Source organism: Microbacterium canaveralium, from assembly GCF_047238045.1.
Taxonomy (GTDB): Bacteria; Actinomycetota; Actinomycetes; order Actinomycetales; family Microbacteriaceae; genus Microbacterium.
The window spans coordinates 2,682,489-2,697,899 of sequence record NZ_JBDFMA010000003.1; the positions used below are offsets into that span (position 1 = coordinate 2,682,489).

Below are 15,411 nucleotides of genomic sequence, written 5' to 3' on the forward strand. Positions count from 1 at the left end.
TCAGCCTCGCGGTGCCGGTCCCGTCGAAAGCGCGTGCACGAACCGGCGCAGGAACTCGGTGCCGTCGAACGCGGTCACCGCGCGGATCGTCGGCCCCTCGGGAGTCCCCCACGCGAGCGGAAGACCGTCGTGGGTGAGGGCGATACGCGTCGCGAGCGAACCACCGTACGGCGTGAAGTCGACGGGGCCCTCGATCCAGTTCGTCACGATCTCCGGCCGGTGCAGGATCACGGTGGCGAGTCCGTCGTGGGCGGACGAGATCCGGCGGCCCCACTTGTACTGGTAGAAGTCGTTGTACGCGTCGAGCACCTCCCCGGCGAACGTCGCCCACGGCGTTCCGACGCCGCGCAGAACCGCGAGGACATGCTCGTCCAGGATCGCCGTGGCCGTGACGTTCACGCCCACCATGACGACGTTGCCCGCGTTGCGCGCCCCGAACACGATCTCGGCGGCGCGGCGGTCGTTCGCCGTGTTGGCATCCGTCAGCGTCGCTCCGCCCGGCGCGGGGTACGGTCCCGCGCCGCCCATGATCACGACCGAGCGGAACTTCAGGAACAGGTCGGGGTCACGCTCGAGAGCCCGGGCGATGTTGGTGAGGGGCCCGAGAGGGTGCAGATCGATCTCGCCGGGGTGCTCCGCGGCGATGCGCACGATGGCATCCACCGCGCTCTCCTCCTCCACGCGCAGCTCGGCGCGCTCGAAGCGGTCGCCGAGGCCGTCCGTGCCGTGCACGAAATCGGCGATGGATGCCTCTCCCTCGATCGGGGCCGCCTCGCCGAGGTGCACCGGGATGTCCTCGCGCCCGGCCAACCGCAGCACCGTGCGCACGTTCCGCGCGGAGTCGTGGACGGGCGTGTTGCCGTAGATCGTCGTGATCGCCTCGATCTCGACGTCGGGCTGAGCCAGCAGGTACATCAGCGAGTGAGCGTCGTCGAGACCGGTGTCGGTGTCCACCAGGACGCGACGGACGGAGGGAGCGGAAGAAGGGGATGCCATGCTCTCACCCTGCCCGGTCGCCGACGTCGACACGTCGCGGTGTTACACCGCGTGACACGCTGGTTCCCTGTTCGTCACATGAACACTTCAAAGTGAGACAGGACGCGGGCTGCCCAGACCCGTGCCCCCACAGCACATGTCGACCGGCGCCTCCGGCGTCGTCGGGAAACGGACACACTCATGGCATCCACGGCTCAGCGACTGCGTCGCGTCGCCCTGCCCGCGGCGGGCCTCACCGCCGCCCTCGCCCTCACCGCCTGCTCCGGCGGCCAGGCGGCTCCCGTCGCCACCGACGGTTTCGACGGCGTCTCTCTCACGGTGTGGAACAGCATCGACTTCGAGCCCTACCAGGGCCTGCAGAAGCAGTACTTCGAATCGTGCGCCGCCGACCTCGGCATCACGGTCGACGTTCAGACCCAGTCGGGCGACTACACCACGAAGCTGCTGCAGGCCGCCGGGGCCAAGGCCCTCCCGGACGTCGCCCTCCTCTCCACCGACACGCAGCTCCCCCAGCTCGCCTCGCAGGGCGTGCTGGCCGACCTGAGCCAGTACGACGTCACCACCGACGGGCTGGCCGACAGCGTGGCCGACCTCGGAACGTACGACGGCACGCTCTACGGCCTCCCGGTGCAGGTCGAGGACTACGCGATCTTCTACAACAAGGCCGCTTTCGCCGCGGCCGGTGTGGCCGAGACCGCGCCGAAGACGTTCGACGACCTCGCCACGCTCGCCGCTTCCCTCACCACCCCGACGCAGAAGGGCATCGTCCTCCCCGGCATCGCCGGCGACGGATCGACCCCGGTCTACTTCCTGCCCTTCCTCCTCTCCGCCGGTGGCGACCCCGCCGACCCCACGGGCGCCGGGGCGGTCGACGCCGTCGATCTCTACAAGAAGCTCGTGGACAACGGCTCCCTCTCCTCCGAGTTCGTCAACTGGGGCTGGGACTCGATCGACCAGTGGACCTCGGGGGCTGCGGCCCTCACCGTCTCGGGACCGTGGAACCTCGTCGACACCTCGATCCCGTTCGAGTGGGGGACGTTCCCGTTCCCGACGGCCACGTCCGGTGAGTCGCCGAAGGTGAACCTCCTGGGCTACGTCTACGGCGTCGCGGCGAACGCCGATGCCAAGAAGGAAGCCGCTGCCGCCGCGCTCGTGAAGTGCCGGGCCTCCGAGGAGAACCAGATCGACACCGCGGTGCAGGGCGGCTACATCCCCGCGCTGACCAGTGCGCAGGACGCGTTCGTGGAGAAGGTGCCCTCGGCCGCTCCGTTCGTGGAGTCGGTCGACGGTGCCTACAACTCCGCACAGCTGGGTACCGAATGGAACACCCTGCAGCAGCAGTACGTCGACGCCATCCAGGGCGCGACCGTGGGCGGTCAGACGGCACAGGCCGCGCTGGAGCAGGCCAGCGGCAAGTGACGGCGGACACGCTGACGACGACCGGCCGGCCGGGGGCTCGCACCCCCGGCCGGTTCCGGCGTTCACTGGCGGCGCGTCAGCGCGGTGAGCTGTGGGGGTTCCTCACCCCGGCGATCGTGTTCTTCGTCGTCTTCTTCCTCTTCCCCCTGGGCTACGGCGTGTACATGAGCACGACGAACTTCACCACCGGGACCTTCATCACCGGCCGTGCTCCGTTCGTGGGGACAGCGAACTTCGAGGCGATCCTCTCCGAGCCGGTCACCTTCCGCGCCCTCGCGAACACCCTCACGATCACGATCGTCTCGGTCGTCGTCGAGCTCGTCCTGGGTCTCGCTCTCGCGCTGCTGTTCGCCCGACGCTTTCCCGGCAGCCGGTGGCTGCCCACCCTCATCCTCCTGCCGTGGCTGCTTCCCGCGGTCGTCGTCGCCACCGTCTGGAAGTCGCTGTTGGCGGGCGACGGCCCGATCAACGACGTACTCGCCTCGCTCGGACTCCCCTCCCAGCCGTGGTTGGCCAACCCCGCCACGGCCCTTCCGGCGGTCATCGTCGTCGCGGTCTGGGCGAGCCTGCCGTATTGGGCCACGATCCTCGGCGCCGCGCTCAAGCAGGTCCCCGCGGAACAGCTCGAGGCCGCACAGCTAGACGGCGCCGGAGCCTGGCGCCGGCTCCTCTCCATCGTGATCCCCACGATCTGGCCGGTGATCTCCGTGCTCGTGGTCATGAGCGTCGTCTACACGCTGCTCATCGTCGACCTGGTCCTGGTCCTCACCGCCGGTGGCCCCGCGAACAGCACCGTGACCCTCGGGCTCCTGTCGTACCGGCAGGCTTTCCAGCAGTTCCAGTTCGGACTCGGCGGGGCGTACGGCATGCTGCTGCTGGGCATCAGCATCCTGTTCGCGATCGTCTACACCGTGATGTCCCTACGCCGGGAGCGTGACGAATGACCGCCACCCTGCCGTCCACCCCCGCCGTCGTGGCCACCGAACCCGCCCCCACCGCCGCGCCCGTGCGCCGTCGCCGGCGGGGCTGGACGTGGACCGTGGTCACCGTCATCGTCCTGGCGGTCTACCTCTTCCCGGTCTACTGGATGGTCTCGGCCTCGCTGCAACCCTCCGCCAACTCCGCCGACACCGCGTGGTTCCCGACCTCACCCGGCCTCGGCGGCTACGAAAAGGCACTGGATGACGCGGGCCTCGGTGGACTGCGGGTGTCGATCCTCGTCTCGCTCGGATCCGTGCTCGTGACGCTCCTGGTCGCGATTCCGGCCGCCTACGCGCTGAGCCGTCTCCGCTCGCGGGCCGTGAGCATCGCCCTGATCCTGTTGCTGCTCGCGCAGATGATCCCCAGCGTCGTCCTCGCGACGTCGTTCTACGCGATGTTCAACTCCTGGGGTCTGCTCAACACCTTCATCGGCCTGATCCTCGCCAACTCCACCGCGGGCGTGCCGTTCGCGGTCATCGTGATGCGGGCGTTCATGCTCCGCCTGGACACCGAGGTGATCGAGGCCGCGACCGTCGATGGGCTGGGTGCCCTCGGCACGCTGTGGCGCATCGTCGTTCCGTTGTCGCGGAACGCCATCGTGACGGCCGGAGTGTTCGCCTTCCTCTTCAGCTGGGGCGACCTCCTGTTCGGCCTGACCCTGGTGAACCGCAACGAGATGTACCCCATGTCGGTGCTGATCCTCGCGCTGTCGAACTCCAACCTGAACACCTGGGCCGCCACCATGGCCGCCTCGCTCATCGCGAGCGTGCCCGCCCTTGTTGTCATCCTCGCCGCCCAGCGGCACGTCAAGGCGGGTCTGACCGCGGGCTCCGGCCGCTGACGCGCAAGGCCGAGCCCGTGCCCGCACGTAGACTGGCTTCTCGTGAGTGAACGCGTTCTGGTGCAGCAGCTGAAATCCCTCCCCGCGGGCCCCGTCTCGGTGTCCGGATGGGTCGAGACCGTGCGCGATCAGAAGAAGGTGCAGTTCGTCGTCCTCCGCGACGAGACCGGCGCGGTGCAGCTGGTCAACCCGGCGACCCGTCCGTCCGAGGAGGCCGGGGAACAGGATGCCGCGGCCCTCGCCCTTACCGAGACCGTCGGCGGGCTCGCCAACGGCACGTTCCTCACCGTCCACGGTGAGCTCAAGCACGACGAGCGCGTGAAGCTCGGCGGCGTCGAGATCAAGATCGGCGAGCTCGAGATCGCCGCGGCGGCCCACCCCGAGACCCCGATCGCCGCCGACAGCGGTCTCGACAAGCGCATGGACTGGCGCTTCCTCGACCTGCGCCAGCGCCGCAACAACCTGATCTTCCGGGTCCAGACGACCCTCGAGCACGCGATGCGCACGTACTGGGTCGAGCGCGACTACATCGAGATCCACACCCCGAAGCTCATGTCGAGCCCGTCCGAGTCGCGCGCCGAGCTCTTCCAGCTCGACTACTTCGGCGACCAGACCGCCTACCTCGCCCAGAGCCCGCAGCACTTCAAGCAGATGGCGCAGGCCGCCGGTTTCGGCAAGGTCTTCGAGATCGCGGATGCCTTCCGGGCCGACCCGAGCTTCACGAGCCGCCACGCGACCGAGTTCACCTCGATCGACGCCGAGATCAGCTGGATCGACTCGCACGAGGACGTCGCGCGGATGCAGGAGGAACTCCTCGCGTTCGCGTTCACGGCGGTGAAAGAGAAGCACGGCGCCGAGATCGAGGAGCTGTTCGGCCTCGAGGTGACCGTTCCCGCGCTGCCCTTCCCCCGGCTGACGCTCACCCAGGCCCGCGAGGTCGTCGCGGCGAGCGGGTACGAGAACCCCCGTGCCGACGGCGATCTCGACCCCGAGAGCGAGCGGCGCGTCGCGGCGTACGTCAAGGAGACGTTCGACCACGACTTCGTCTTCGTCACCGAGTATTTCGCCGGGATCCGGCCGTTCTACCACATGCGCGATCCCGAGACCGGCCTCACGAAGAGCTACGACCTCCTCTACCGCGGCACCGAGATCACGACGGGCGCGCAGCGCGAGCACCGCATCGAAAAGCTCGAGGAGCAGGCGATCGAGAAGGGACTCGACCCCGCGGGCCTCGAGCACTACCTCGACTTCTTCCGCTACGGGGTGCCCCCGCACGGCGGATTCGGCATGGGGCTGGCCCGCTTGCTGATGCTGCTGCTCGGTGAGTCCTCGATCCGCGAGGTGACCTACCTCTTCCGCGGACCGACGCGTCTGGCCCCCTGAGTTCCCCCTCCCGACCCCCGAGGTTCACTCCCCGGGTCGGGTGTGGTCATTGCGCGCGCGTACCGTTTCGGCATGGTCGTCGACAGCGCCGCGTTGACCGTCCCCGCGGACGGCTCTTCCGGCGCGGGTTGGAGCATTCGGCTCGTCGGGGTGGGACGCACACGTGCGGGCAAGCGGATCGTCGACGACGTCGATCTCGACCTGGCACCCGGCACCATCCTGGCGATCGTCGGAGCGTCCGGGTGCGGGGCGACGACTCTCGCGCGCATCATCGCCGGGAGCGAGCGCGCGGACACGGGCGAAGTGCGAATCGACGGACGCCCGCGGCCGGAAGCACCGCGCCTCGCCTCGGTCTTCTCCGACGCCGCCCCCCGTTTCGGACGGGTACGCGACGCCGTCCGTTCCCGCAGCCGTCACCCCCGCGCCGCGGAGGAGCAGGACCGCCTCCTGTCTCTCGTCGAACTCCGCGACCCGAACGCCTCGGTGCGACGCCTCTCCCGCGGCGACCGTCAACGATTGACGATCGCGCGGGCACTGGCGACCGAATCGCCGGCGCTCGTCCTCGACGACGCGCTCAGCGCCCTGCACACGTCCGCTCGTGAAAGGCTGCGCGACGCGGTCGAGCGCGAGCTGCGCCGTCGCGGGACGACCACCGTCTGGGTCACCCGCGACACCGCCGAAGCCATCGCGGTGGCGGATCGCATCGTCGTCCTCGATCGCGGACGCATCGCCGCCGACGGGACGCCCGAGCAGGTCTACGCCCGCGCAGCCGAACCGGCCGTCGCCGCCGTGCTCGGGCCGGTGAGCACGGTTCCGGGCATCGTCGAGGGTACCGTCGTGGACGTGTGGGGCCAGCACCTGCCGCTCGCCGCGACCGCGCACGACGGGCACTGCGAGGTCCTCATCCGGCCCGAGAACGTCGTCCTCGTGGGTCCGGACACCCCGGGTATGAACGCGATCGTGGAGGAGAGCAGATTCCTCGGCCACGTGCGGCGTTCGCTCGTGCGCACGGATGACGGGAGCCTCGTCCACGTCGATCACGGGGCGGACATGCGGCTCACCGACCACGCGCGCGTACGCATCGCCCTTGCGCCGCTACCGGTGACGACGCGACCGCTGAGCTGACGGCCGGAATCAGCCCGGGAAGTCGATGCTCGCGCGCTCGGCGACCACCGAGCGGACGAACGCCGCCACCTCCTGGTGCGCGGGGTGCACCTGATAGCGTTCGAGCGCTTCCACGTCGGCGAACTCGCTCACGAGCGCCACGTCCCAGTTCGCCTGCGGATAGGCGACGTTCCGGCCCACCTCGAGGTGCTCGATCTCCGTGATCTCGCCCCGCAGCGACAGCAGCTGCTGTTCGATCTGCTCCGCGTGCAGCGCACGCGTGTCGGCGTCGTCCGCCGCGAGCTTCCAGAGAACGATGTGACGGATGCTCACCGGGAGGCTCCTTCGTGGTCGGCCGCGAGGATCGCAGCACGAAGGCGGTCGGCGGAGAGGCGCCAGTGCGCGTGCAACTCCCCGTCGATGAGGACGACCGGGATCTTCTCCCACCACCGTTCGTACAGGGCGGCATCCTCGGTAATCGAGGCCTGGTCGATGACCACGCGATCCGCGACGTCGACGGGAAGTTCGGCCACGACAGTCTCGACGATCTGCTCTGCGACGTCGCAGAGATGACAGTCGGGCTTACCGATGAGCGTGAGGGTCGTCACGCCCCCATCCTAGAAGAGCGCGTCGGCGTCAGGATTCGACGTCGTACCCCGAGGCGATCCACTCGCCCGTGCCGCCCTCGACGTTCGTGGCGTCGTGGCCGCGCGCCGTCAGGGCTTCGACGACCCGCGCGGAGCGGCCGCCGGCCTGGCAGATCACGTCAAAGGCCCCATCGGGAAGCTGGTCCAGGTTCTCGCCGAGCGTCGACATCGGGAGGTTCACGGCACCGGGGACGTGGCCCGCGGCGAACTCGTCGACCTCGCGCACGTCGATCAAGGGACGGTCGCGTCCGTCGTGCAGGTCGTGGACCGAGATGGACTGCATTCTTGCTCCTCGCAGGACCGAGTGGTCATATGCCCCATACACGAAGCGCCCGTCGGATGACAGGCGCTCGGTGGTGGTCGCGTTACTTCTTGTTGCGACGCTGGTGACGAGTCTTGCGAAGCAGCTTGCGGTGCTTCTTCTTCGCCATGCGCTTACGGCGCTTCTTGATGACAGAACCCACGGAAAACCTCACTAAGTCGGGGTCTGGGTGCCGATGTCGGCGCCCGGGAACGGGTAGGCGTTGGAAAAAGGCCTCGGATCAGTCTAGCCGACGTCGGCCACCGGGCGCTGCACGACCTCCGCGACGGCGGACTCGGGCACCCGGTAGCTCCGGCCGAAGCGGACGGCGGGCAGTTCGCCCGCGTGCACGAGCCGGTAGACGGTCATCTTCGAGACGCGCATGAGTTCGGCGACCTCGGCGACCGTCAGGAAACGCACGTCGGGCAGCTCCGCCATCGATCACCCTTCGCCGCGGGTGACCTTCACCCTCTGATGTGGGTCACACTCTAGGGTCTGGCCGGGACGGCTGTAAACCTATGGGGCTTCTGTGACTCGTGTGTGTATCAGATGCCACGCGCCCGCGGCTGCGCCCTGCGTCAGCGGCCCGGCAGCTTGCGGAAGGCCGACGCGACGGAGTGCTTCACCGAGGCGGCCGCGCGTCCGACCACTTCGGCCGCGTGGACGGCGGATTCCGGCAGCGCCGGCTCGTTCTCGACGTCGACGGAGAAGAACGGGACGAGCCAGTCGTCGACCTCGTCCAGCGGGGCCACCGCGAGGCTGTAGTACCGGTGCTGCCCCTCCTCGCGCACCGACACCAACTCGGCCTCGCGCAGCACCTTGAGGTGCTTGGAGATGGTCGGCTGGCTCACGCCCAGGGAATGCACGATCTGCGAGACGCTCGTCCCCCGCTCGCCGCCGGTGGCGCGATCCAGGAGCAGCTGAAGGATGTCGCGACGCGTGCCGTCAGCGATCACGTCGAAGATGTCCGCCATGGCATTAGGTTAGCCGCGACCCCGGCCGAGTACCATGATTCGGGTTCCACCCCCGAAGGGAGCGACGCATGGCGGCGACGCCCGAAGAGGTGAGTATGGCGATGCGCGCACGGCGCATCGCGTTCCGGGCATGGGACGGACTCCGCGATCTGACCACGGCATCCCCCGCCCGTTTCGCCGTTCTGGTCTTCGTGATCCTGATCGCGCTCTTCACCGCGCTGTTCTCGCTGCCGGCCGCCGCCGCCGACGGCCAGCGCACCCCGCTCGCCGACGCGCTGTTCACCGCGGTGTCGACGATCTGCGTCACGGGCCTGTCGACGGTGAACATGTACAGCCACTGGTCGCCGTTCGGGCACATCATCACGTATCTCGGCGTGAACGTCGGAGCCCTGGGCGTCCTGACCCTCGCCTCGATCCTGGGTCTGGTCATCTCCAAGCGCCTGGGCCTGCGCGCGAAACTCATCGCCGCGGGCGACAGCAACCCGCTCCGCGCCCACGGCGGTCCGGTCAACGAGGGTCAGACCATCCGCCTCGGCGAGGTCGGCCAGTTGCTGCGCACCGTCGCCCTGTCGACCCTCGTCATCGAGGCAGGTCTCGCCGTCCTCATCTACCCGTCGCTCATCATCGGGGGGATCGATCCGATCGTGGCCCTGTGGGAGGCGCCGTACTACGCGGCCATGGCGTTCACGAACACCGGCTTCGTCCCCAACGCGGACGGACTCCTCCCGTTCGCGCGGGATTACTACCTGCTCACGGTTCTCATGATCGGGGTGTTCCTCGGTTCGATCGGCTTCCCGGTGATCTTCACGCTGTGGCGGCACTGGTGGCGGTTCCGCCTCTGGTCGCTGCACGCCAAGCTCACGATCATCACGACGGTCGTCCTCTTCGTCGCCGGAGCCGGCGTCATTCTGCTGCTGGAATACGACAACCCCCTGACCTTCGGCAGCATGGACGCGTGGGACACCACCTTCCAGGCGTTCTTCCTGTCCGCGATGACGCGATCGGGCGGATTCTCCGTCGTGAACATCGGCGACCTCAACGGCGCCACGCTCGTCGTGGGCTCGATGCTCATGTTCGTCGGCGGCGGCTCGGCATCCACGGCCGGCGGAATCAAGGTCACCACCCTCGCCGTCCTGGCCCTCGCCGTCTGGTCCGAAGCCAAGGGACGGCCCGCGGTGGAGGCGTTCGGCCGTCGGATCCCGAGCGACGTGCAGCGCGTCGCGCTCTCGGTGGTGGCGTGGGGCGCGACGATCGTGGCGCTGTCGACGGTGACCATCAGCCGGATCACCGACGCGCCGATCGAGTACGTCCTCTTCGACGTCATCTCCGGTTTCGCCACCGTGGGACTTTCGACCGGGCTCACCGCGGAACTCCCCGACCCCGCCGTCTACGTGCTGGCTGTGACGATGTTCATGGGGCGCATTGGTACTGTGACACTCGCCGCGGCCGTCGCGGCATCCTCCCGCTCGCAGCTGTACGCGCTGCCCGTTGAAAGGCCGATCGTTGGTTGAACGGATCCGCAGCGACGCGCCCGTCCTCGTCATCGGGCTGGGGCGCTTCGGCGCGGCGTGCGCCGGCGAGCTGGACCGCCTCGACCGCGAAGTGCTCGCCGTCGACGGCAACCTCGACCTCGTGCAGAAGTGGTCCGAGCGCGTCACCCACGCAGTTCAGGCCGATGCGCGCAACATCGATGCCCTGCGACAGATCGGCGCGCAGGACTTCCAGGTGGCGGTCGTCGCCGTGGGCTCCCTCATCGAGGCATCCGTCCTCATCACCGCGAACCTCGTCGACCTGAAGGTGCCGCAGATCTGGGCGAAGGCCGTGTCGCAGTCGCACGGCAAGATCCTCGCGCGCGTGGGCGCCAACCACGTCATCTACCCCGAGGCCGAGGCCGGCGAGCGCGTCGCGCACCTCGTCAGCGGACGCATGCTGGACTTCATCCGCTTCGACGACGACTTCGTGCTCGCGAAGATGTACCCGCCGAAGCTCGTTCGCGGCGTGGGCCTGAACGAGTCGGGCGTCCGCACGAAGTACAACGTGACGGTGGTCGGCGTGAAGAGCCCGGGCCGCCCGTTCCGCTACGCCGAGGCGAACACCGTCGTCACGAACCACGACCTGATCATCGTCTCGGGGACGAACAGCGACATCGAGCGGTTCGCGGCACTCGACCGCTGACGGGCTTCCCCTCCGCGATAAACGCTCTCCGCCCCGAGAAACGCGCTCTGAGAGCGTTTCCCGGTGCAGGAAGCGTTTATCACCGGGGGAAGCGTGTCACGCGTCGATCTCCAGCTCGACGGTGACCACGTCGTCGACGCCGAGGTGCTCGGCATCCTGGAGCGCCTTCTTGATCGGCACGACGTAGGCCCCGTCCTTCGGCCAGAGCGCCGTGGTCACGCGGGTCGCCCCGATCGTGACGGCGGCGGGGATCATCCCCCAGCCGTACGTCACCACCGGCGCGACCTCGGATATGGCTGCGGCCTCGGCGGGCGGCACGGTGACGAAGTGGAACGGCGCGGGTCCGCGCCAGTACCAGATCACTCCCTCGAATCGCAGCCGCATGTCACGCCCCGGCGGCGAGTTCCTTCGCGCGAGCGAGCGCGGCCTCGGCGGCGTCGGTGAAGACGTCGTCGAGATGCGCGTCCTGCAGCACGGCGACCGCGCGCTCCGTCGTGCCCTTGGGGCTGGTGACGCGGCGGCGCAGCTCGGCCGGATCGACATCGGAGGATGCCAGCAGTGCCGTCGCGCCGATGAAGGTCTGCTCGGCCAGGAGGCGCGCGGCGGCGTCGTCGAAGCCCATGCGGACGGCGGCCTTCGTGAACTCCTCGATCAGGAGGAAGACGTAGGCGGGACCCGAGCCGGAGATGGTGGACAGGGCGTCGATCTGGGACTCGGGAATCTCGACGACGTGGCCGACCGTCTCGAACAGGGCGCGAACAAGCGCCACGTCGTCGGCGGTCGCGGCGGCGCCGGCCGCGAGACCGGTGACGCCTTTGCCCACGAGCGAGGGGGTGTTCGGCATGGAGCGCAGCGTCGCGACGCCGTCGCCGAGGTGTCGCGCGAACGTCTCCAAGGTCACCCCCGCCGCAAGGCTCACCACGACGGCGCCCGGACGAAGGTGCGGCGCGATCTCGTCAAGCAGGTCGGGCACCATGGCGGGCTTGACGCCGATGAAGATGACCTCGGCGGATGCCGCGGCGGTGGCGTTGCCCTCCGGGTCGGCGTCGAGGGCGACGCTCGTCACGCCCTCCAGCTCGGCGAGCTCGGATGCCTTCGCGACCGAGCGGTTGGTCGCGATCACTCCTCCGCCCGCTCCCCCGCCCGTGAGGCCGGCCGCGACGAGGCCGCGGAGGATCGCCCCTCCCATGGAACCGGCGCCGAGGAACGCGAGTGGGGGCAGGGAGGGGGTGGCATCCGTCATGCACGCAAGTCTACGAACCCTGAGTGCGGCGGAAAGGGGCGCGCGTTAGAGTCGGAGCGCGCCCGTAGCGGAGCGGACGCGAGCGACACGGAGGACCCTTATGACTCTCTTCGACGGCATCACCTCGCGCCTGGTCGAGACCGGTCGGCTGAGCGTCAACGTGCTCGAGCGTTCGGCCGACGATCCGGCAACAGCCCCCGAACGGACCGTCGTGTTCGTCCACGGAAACGTCTCGTCCTCGCTGTTCTGGCAGGAGATCATGCAGGACCTGCCGAGCGAGCTGCGGGTCCTCGCCGTCGATCTCCGCGGCTTCGGGGGAACCGAGCACGCGCCGATCGACGCGACCCGCGGGGTGCGGGACTTCAGCGACGACCTGTACGCCGCGCTCACCGCCCTCGGCATCCCGACCGCGCATCTGGTGGGCTGGTCGATGGGCGGGGGCGTCGTGATGCAGTACGCCCTCGATCACCCGGTCCTGTCGCTCACTCTTCAGGCGCCGGTGTCGCCCTACGGCTTCGGCGGCACGCGCCGCGACGGGTCGCGGCTCACCGACGACGACGCCGGTGTCGGCGCAGGAGGCGCGAACCCCGACTTCGTGCAGCGCCTCATCGACCACGACACGACCGACTCCGCGCCCACCTCCCCGCGTTCGGTGTTCCGCTCCGGCTACGTCGCCCCCGGATACACGAGCGACCACGAAGACGTCTGGGTCGAGTCGATGCTCACGACCTCCACGGCCGGTGGCAATTACCCCGGCGACTTCGTGCCGTCGCCGAACTGGCCCGGCTTCGCCGCCGGGACCATCGGCGTGCTCAACACCATGGCGCCCAAGCACTTCGATGTCTCGAACATCGTCGACCTCGCGGAGAAGCCGCCGATCCTCTGGATCCACGGGACCGCGGACGCCATCGTGTCGGATGCCTCGTTCTACGACTTCAACCACCTCGGCGCCCTCGGCATCGTCCCGGACTGGCCGGGGGACGAAATCGCACCCGCCCAACCGATGGTGTCGCAGACGCGTGACGTGCTGGACGCGTACGCCGCCGCGGGCGGCGAGGTCACCGAGATCGCCATCGACGGTGCCGGGCACGCCCCCCATCTCGAGCGACCGGCGCAGTTCCGTCAGGCCCTGCTGACGGTGATCGGCTACGTGGGACGTCCGGCCGACCCCGCGCCGCCCACCGAGGCGATCATCCTGCGTTCGGCCGACTGAGAGGTCCCCGTGGAGTACTGCCTGTTCACCGAGCCCCAGCAGGGCTTCTCCTACGACGACCAGCTCGCGTTCGCCCGCTCCGCCGAGACCCACGGGCTGGACGGGTTCTTCCGCTCCGACCACTACCTGCGAATGGGCGAGGGCGACGCGCTCCCCGGGCCCACCGACGCCTGGACGACCCTCGCCGGCCTCGCCCGCGAGACATCCCGCATCCGACTCGGCACACTCGTCTCCTCGGTCACCTACCGCGTTCCCGGCATCCTCGCGATCCAGGTCGCGCAAGTGGATGCCATGTCGGGCGGTCGAGTCGAGCTGGGCCTGGGCACGGGGTGGTTCGAGCGGGAGCATGCCGCGTACGGCATCCCGTTCCCCCCACGCCGTTTCGACCTGCTCGAGGAGCAGCTCGCGATCGTCACGGGCCTGTGGTCGACCCCGGTCGGTGACACGTTCTCGTTCGACGGACAGCACTACCGCCTGGATGCCGCGCCCGCCCTGCCCAAGCCCGTCCAGTCGCCGGTGCCGGTCATCGTCGGTGGCGGCGGTCCGAAGCGGACCCCCGCGCTCGCCGCTCGCTTCGCCACCGAGTTCAACATCGGATTCGTTCCGGAGGACGTCATCGCCGAGAAGTTCGCGGTCGTGCGGGCCGCCTGCGAGGAGGCCGGCCGCGACCCCGCGAGCCTGAAGCTCTCGGTCGCACTTCCGACGATCGTCGGGGCGGACGACGGGGCGATCGAACGCCGCACCGCGGCCATCGGCCAGTCGCGCGCCCAGTTCGACAACGGCGCCAATCTCATCGGACGGCCCGAGGAGATCGCGGCGAAGGTCGAACGCCTGCAGGAGCTGGGCGCGGAACGCGTCTACTTCCAGCTCCTCGACCTGCGCGACGTCGATCAGGCCGACGAGATCGGCGCGGACCTGCTGCCGCTGCTTCCACGCTGACCCGGGTTGGTCGCGGCCGCGCCCGCGCCGTCGCGGATCAGTCGCGGCGGTGTTCGAAGAAGTCGCGCAGCAGGGCGGATGCCGCGTCCTCGGCGACCCCGCCGACGACCTCCACGCGGTGGGGCAGACGCCGGTCGCGGAGGACGTCGTACAGGGATCCGGCGGCGCCCGCCTTGGCATCCCACGATCCGAACACCACGCGCGGCACGCGCGCCTGCAGCACCGCGCCCGCGCACATGACGCAGGGCTCGAGGGTGACGACGAGCGTGCACGCGGCCAGATGCCACGTCCCGAGGTGCGCGGCGGCTGCGCGCAGCGCGACGACCTCGGCGTGCGCGGTCGGGTCGTTCGTGATCTCACGGAGGTTGCGGCCCTCGCCGATCACGCGGCCCTCCGTGTCGAGCACGACCGCACCCACGGGCACGTCCCCGTGCGCGGCGGCGTCGCCCGCCAGCGCGAGCGCACGGCGCATCGCGGCGAGATCGGCGGCGGTGGGGGTCACGGTGCTCCGGAAAGACAGGGGCGGAACGAGGGGGTCGAGCGGCTAGCCTTGAGCCTATGCGTGTCCACGTCGCCGACCACCCTCTCATCACCCACAAGCTCACGGTGCTGCGCGACCGGCAGACCTCGTCGCCGGTGTTCCGTCAGCTGACCGAGGAGCTCGTGACGCTGCTGGCCTACGAGGCCACCCGCAACGTGCGCGTCGACCCGATCGAGATCCAGACGCCGGTCACGACGACGCAGGGCGTCCGGATCAGCGAGCCGCGTCCGATCGTCGTGCCGATCCTGCGCGCGGGCCTGGGCATGCTCGAGGGCATGGTCAAGCTCCTGCCGACCGCCGAGGTCGGGTTCCTCGGGATGGTCCGCGACGAGGAGACGCTGCAGCCCTCGACCTACGCCGAGCGCCTCCCCGACGACCTCAGCGACCGCCAGTGCTTCGTGCTCGACCCGATGCTCGCCACCGGCGGCTCGCTCGGCGCGGCCATCAAATTCCTCTTCAACCGCGGCGCGCAGGACGTGACGGCGATCTGCCTGCTCGGCGCCCCCGAAGGTGTCGCGGCGATCGAGAAGCAGGTCGAGGGACACGACGTCACGCTCGTCCTCGGCGCGCTCGACGAGCGCCTCAACGAGAAGGGCTACATCGTGCCCGGGCTCGGCGACGCGGGCGACCGCCTCTACGGCACGGCCTGACCCG

The 15,411-nt window shown here is 69.5% G+C and carries 20 protein-coding genes; 10 read left to right on the plus strand and 10 right to left on the minus strand.

Going from position 1 to position 15,411, the window contains the following annotated elements:
* On the minus strand, positions 1–996 hold the full coding sequence (locus ABC271_RS13890) for a nucleoside hydrolase (RefSeq protein ID WP_412925426.1): 996 nt from the start codon (positions 994–996) through the stop codon (positions 1–3).
* A 180-nt stretch (positions 997–1,176) separates the two neighbouring features.
* Here ABC271_RS13890 and ABC271_RS13895 point away from each other — a divergent pair, with 180 nt between their 5' ends.
* The 5 genes from ABC271_RS13895 to ABC271_RS13915 all read left to right on the plus strand — a co-directional run bounded on the left by ABC271_RS13895 (position 1,177) and on the right by ABC271_RS13915 (position 6,745).
* A complete protein-coding gene (locus ABC271_RS13895) occupies positions 1,177–2,415 on the plus strand; it encodes a sugar ABC transporter substrate-binding protein (protein ID WP_412925427.1) in 1,239 nt (412 codons plus the stop codon).
* Complete coding sequence (locus ABC271_RS13900) at positions 2,412–3,359, plus strand: carbohydrate ABC transporter permease (protein ID WP_412925428.1); 948 nt, start codon at positions 2,412–2,414, stop codon at positions 3,357–3,359. Before ABC271_RS13895 ends, ABC271_RS13900 begins: the two co-directional genes overlap by 4 nt.
* Positions 3,356–4,237 carry a carbohydrate ABC transporter permease gene (locus ABC271_RS13905; RefSeq protein ID WP_412925429.1) on the plus strand — a complete coding sequence of 294 codons (882 nt, stop codon included), beginning with the start codon at positions 3,356–3,358 and terminating at the stop codon, positions 4,235–4,237. Before ABC271_RS13900 ends, ABC271_RS13905 begins: the two co-directional genes overlap by 4 nt.
* A 42-nt stretch (positions 4,238–4,279) precedes the next feature.
* Positions 4,280–5,620, plus strand: coding sequence for an aspartate--tRNA(Asn) ligase (aspS, locus tag ABC271_RS13910; protein ID WP_412925430.1), 1,341 nt, complete (start codon positions 4,280–4,282; stop codon positions 5,618–5,620).
* A gap of 72 nt (positions 5,621–5,692) precedes the next feature.
* Complete coding sequence (locus ABC271_RS13915; protein WP_412925431.1) at positions 5,693–6,745, plus strand: ABC transporter ATP-binding protein; 1,053 nt, start codon at positions 5,693–5,695, stop codon at positions 6,743–6,745.
* Between the two features lie 9 nt (positions 6,746–6,754).
* On the opposite strand, the gene ABC271_RS13920 is transcribed toward ABC271_RS13915, so the two are convergent.
* From ABC271_RS13920 to ABC271_RS13945, 6 genes are all read right to left on the minus strand, one after another.
* Entirely contained in the window at positions 6,755–7,057 is a 303-nt protein-coding gene (locus ABC271_RS13920; protein WP_412925432.1) for a Dabb family protein, read from the minus strand.
* A complete protein-coding gene (locus ABC271_RS13925) occupies positions 7,054–7,332 on the minus strand; it encodes a glutaredoxin family protein (protein ID WP_412925433.1) in 279 nt (92 codons plus the stop codon). The genes ABC271_RS13920 and ABC271_RS13925 overlap by 4 nt, the downstream gene beginning before the upstream one ends.
* Before the next feature lie 28 nt (positions 7,333–7,360).
* Positions 7,361–7,654 (minus strand): rhodanese-like domain-containing protein, encoded by a 294-nt coding sequence (locus ABC271_RS13930; RefSeq protein ID WP_412925434.1) that lies wholly within the window; start codon positions 7,652–7,654, stop codon positions 7,361–7,363.
* Between the two features lie 82 nt (positions 7,655–7,736).
* Entirely contained in the window at positions 7,737–7,835 is a 99-nt protein-coding gene (locus ABC271_RS13935; protein ID WP_003792170.1) for a 30S ribosomal protein bS22, read from the minus strand.
* An 83-nt stretch (positions 7,836–7,918) separates the two neighbouring features.
* A complete protein-coding gene (locus ABC271_RS13940; protein ID WP_412925435.1) occupies positions 7,919–8,110 on the minus strand; it encodes a helix-turn-helix domain-containing protein in 192 nt (63 codons plus the stop codon).
* A 140-nt stretch (positions 8,111–8,250) separates the two neighbouring features.
* The gene (locus ABC271_RS13945) at positions 8,251–8,646 is read right to left on the minus strand and encodes an ArsR/SmtB family transcription factor (protein ID WP_412925436.1); all 396 of its coding nucleotides are present in this window, start codon (positions 8,644–8,646) and stop codon (positions 8,251–8,253) included.
* Positions 8,647–8,741: 95 nt separating this feature from the next.
* Here ABC271_RS13945 and ABC271_RS13950 point away from each other — a divergent pair, with 95 nt between their 5' ends.
* Entirely contained in the window at positions 8,742–10,157 is a 1,416-nt protein-coding gene (locus ABC271_RS13950) for a TrkH family potassium uptake protein (protein ID WP_412926171.1), read from the plus strand.
* On the plus strand, positions 10,150–10,821 hold the full coding sequence (locus ABC271_RS13955; RefSeq protein WP_022877902.1) for a potassium channel family protein: 672 nt from the start codon (positions 10,150–10,152) through the stop codon (positions 10,819–10,821). Before ABC271_RS13950 ends, ABC271_RS13955 begins: the two co-directional genes overlap by 8 nt.
* A gap of 96 nt (positions 10,822–10,917) precedes the next feature.
* On the opposite strand, the gene ABC271_RS13960 is transcribed toward ABC271_RS13955, so the two are convergent.
* Positions 10,918–11,205, minus strand: a complete 288-nt coding sequence (locus tag ABC271_RS13960; protein WP_412925437.1) for a DUF1905 domain-containing protein — start codon at positions 11,203–11,205, stop codon at positions 10,918–10,920.
* Between the two features lies 1 nt (position 11,206).
* The gene (gene proC, locus ABC271_RS13965; protein ID WP_412925438.1) at positions 11,207–12,064 is read right to left on the minus strand and encodes a pyrroline-5-carboxylate reductase; all 858 of its coding nucleotides are present in this window, start codon (positions 12,062–12,064) and stop codon (positions 11,207–11,209) included.
* A gap of 100 nt (positions 12,065–12,164) precedes the next feature.
* On the opposite strand from proC, the gene ABC271_RS13970 reads away from it, so the two are divergent.
* The gene (locus tag ABC271_RS13970; protein ID WP_412925439.1) at positions 12,165–13,277 is read left to right on the plus strand and encodes an alpha/beta hydrolase; all 1,113 of its coding nucleotides are present in this window, start codon (positions 12,165–12,167) and stop codon (positions 13,275–13,277) included.
* Between the two features lie 9 nt (positions 13,278–13,286).
* Positions 13,287–14,216: an LLM class F420-dependent oxidoreductase gene (locus tag ABC271_RS13975; protein ID WP_412925440.1), complete on the plus strand. Its 930-nt coding sequence runs from the start codon at positions 13,287–13,289 to the stop codon at positions 14,214–14,216.
* A gap of 37 nt (positions 14,217–14,253) precedes the next feature.
* On the opposite strand, the gene tadA is transcribed toward ABC271_RS13975, so the two are convergent.
* Positions 14,254–14,688 carry a tRNA adenosine(34) deaminase TadA gene (gene tadA, locus ABC271_RS13980; protein WP_412926172.1) on the minus strand — a complete coding sequence of 145 codons (435 nt, stop codon included), beginning with the start codon at positions 14,686–14,688 and terminating at the stop codon, positions 14,254–14,256.
* A gap of 86 nt (positions 14,689–14,774) precedes the next feature.
* On the opposite strand from tadA, the gene upp reads away from it, so the two are divergent.
* Positions 14,775–15,407, plus strand: coding sequence for a uracil phosphoribosyltransferase (upp, locus tag ABC271_RS13985; protein WP_412925441.1), 633 nt, complete (start codon positions 14,775–14,777; stop codon positions 15,405–15,407).
* Positions 15,408–15,411: the final 4 nt, after the last annotated feature.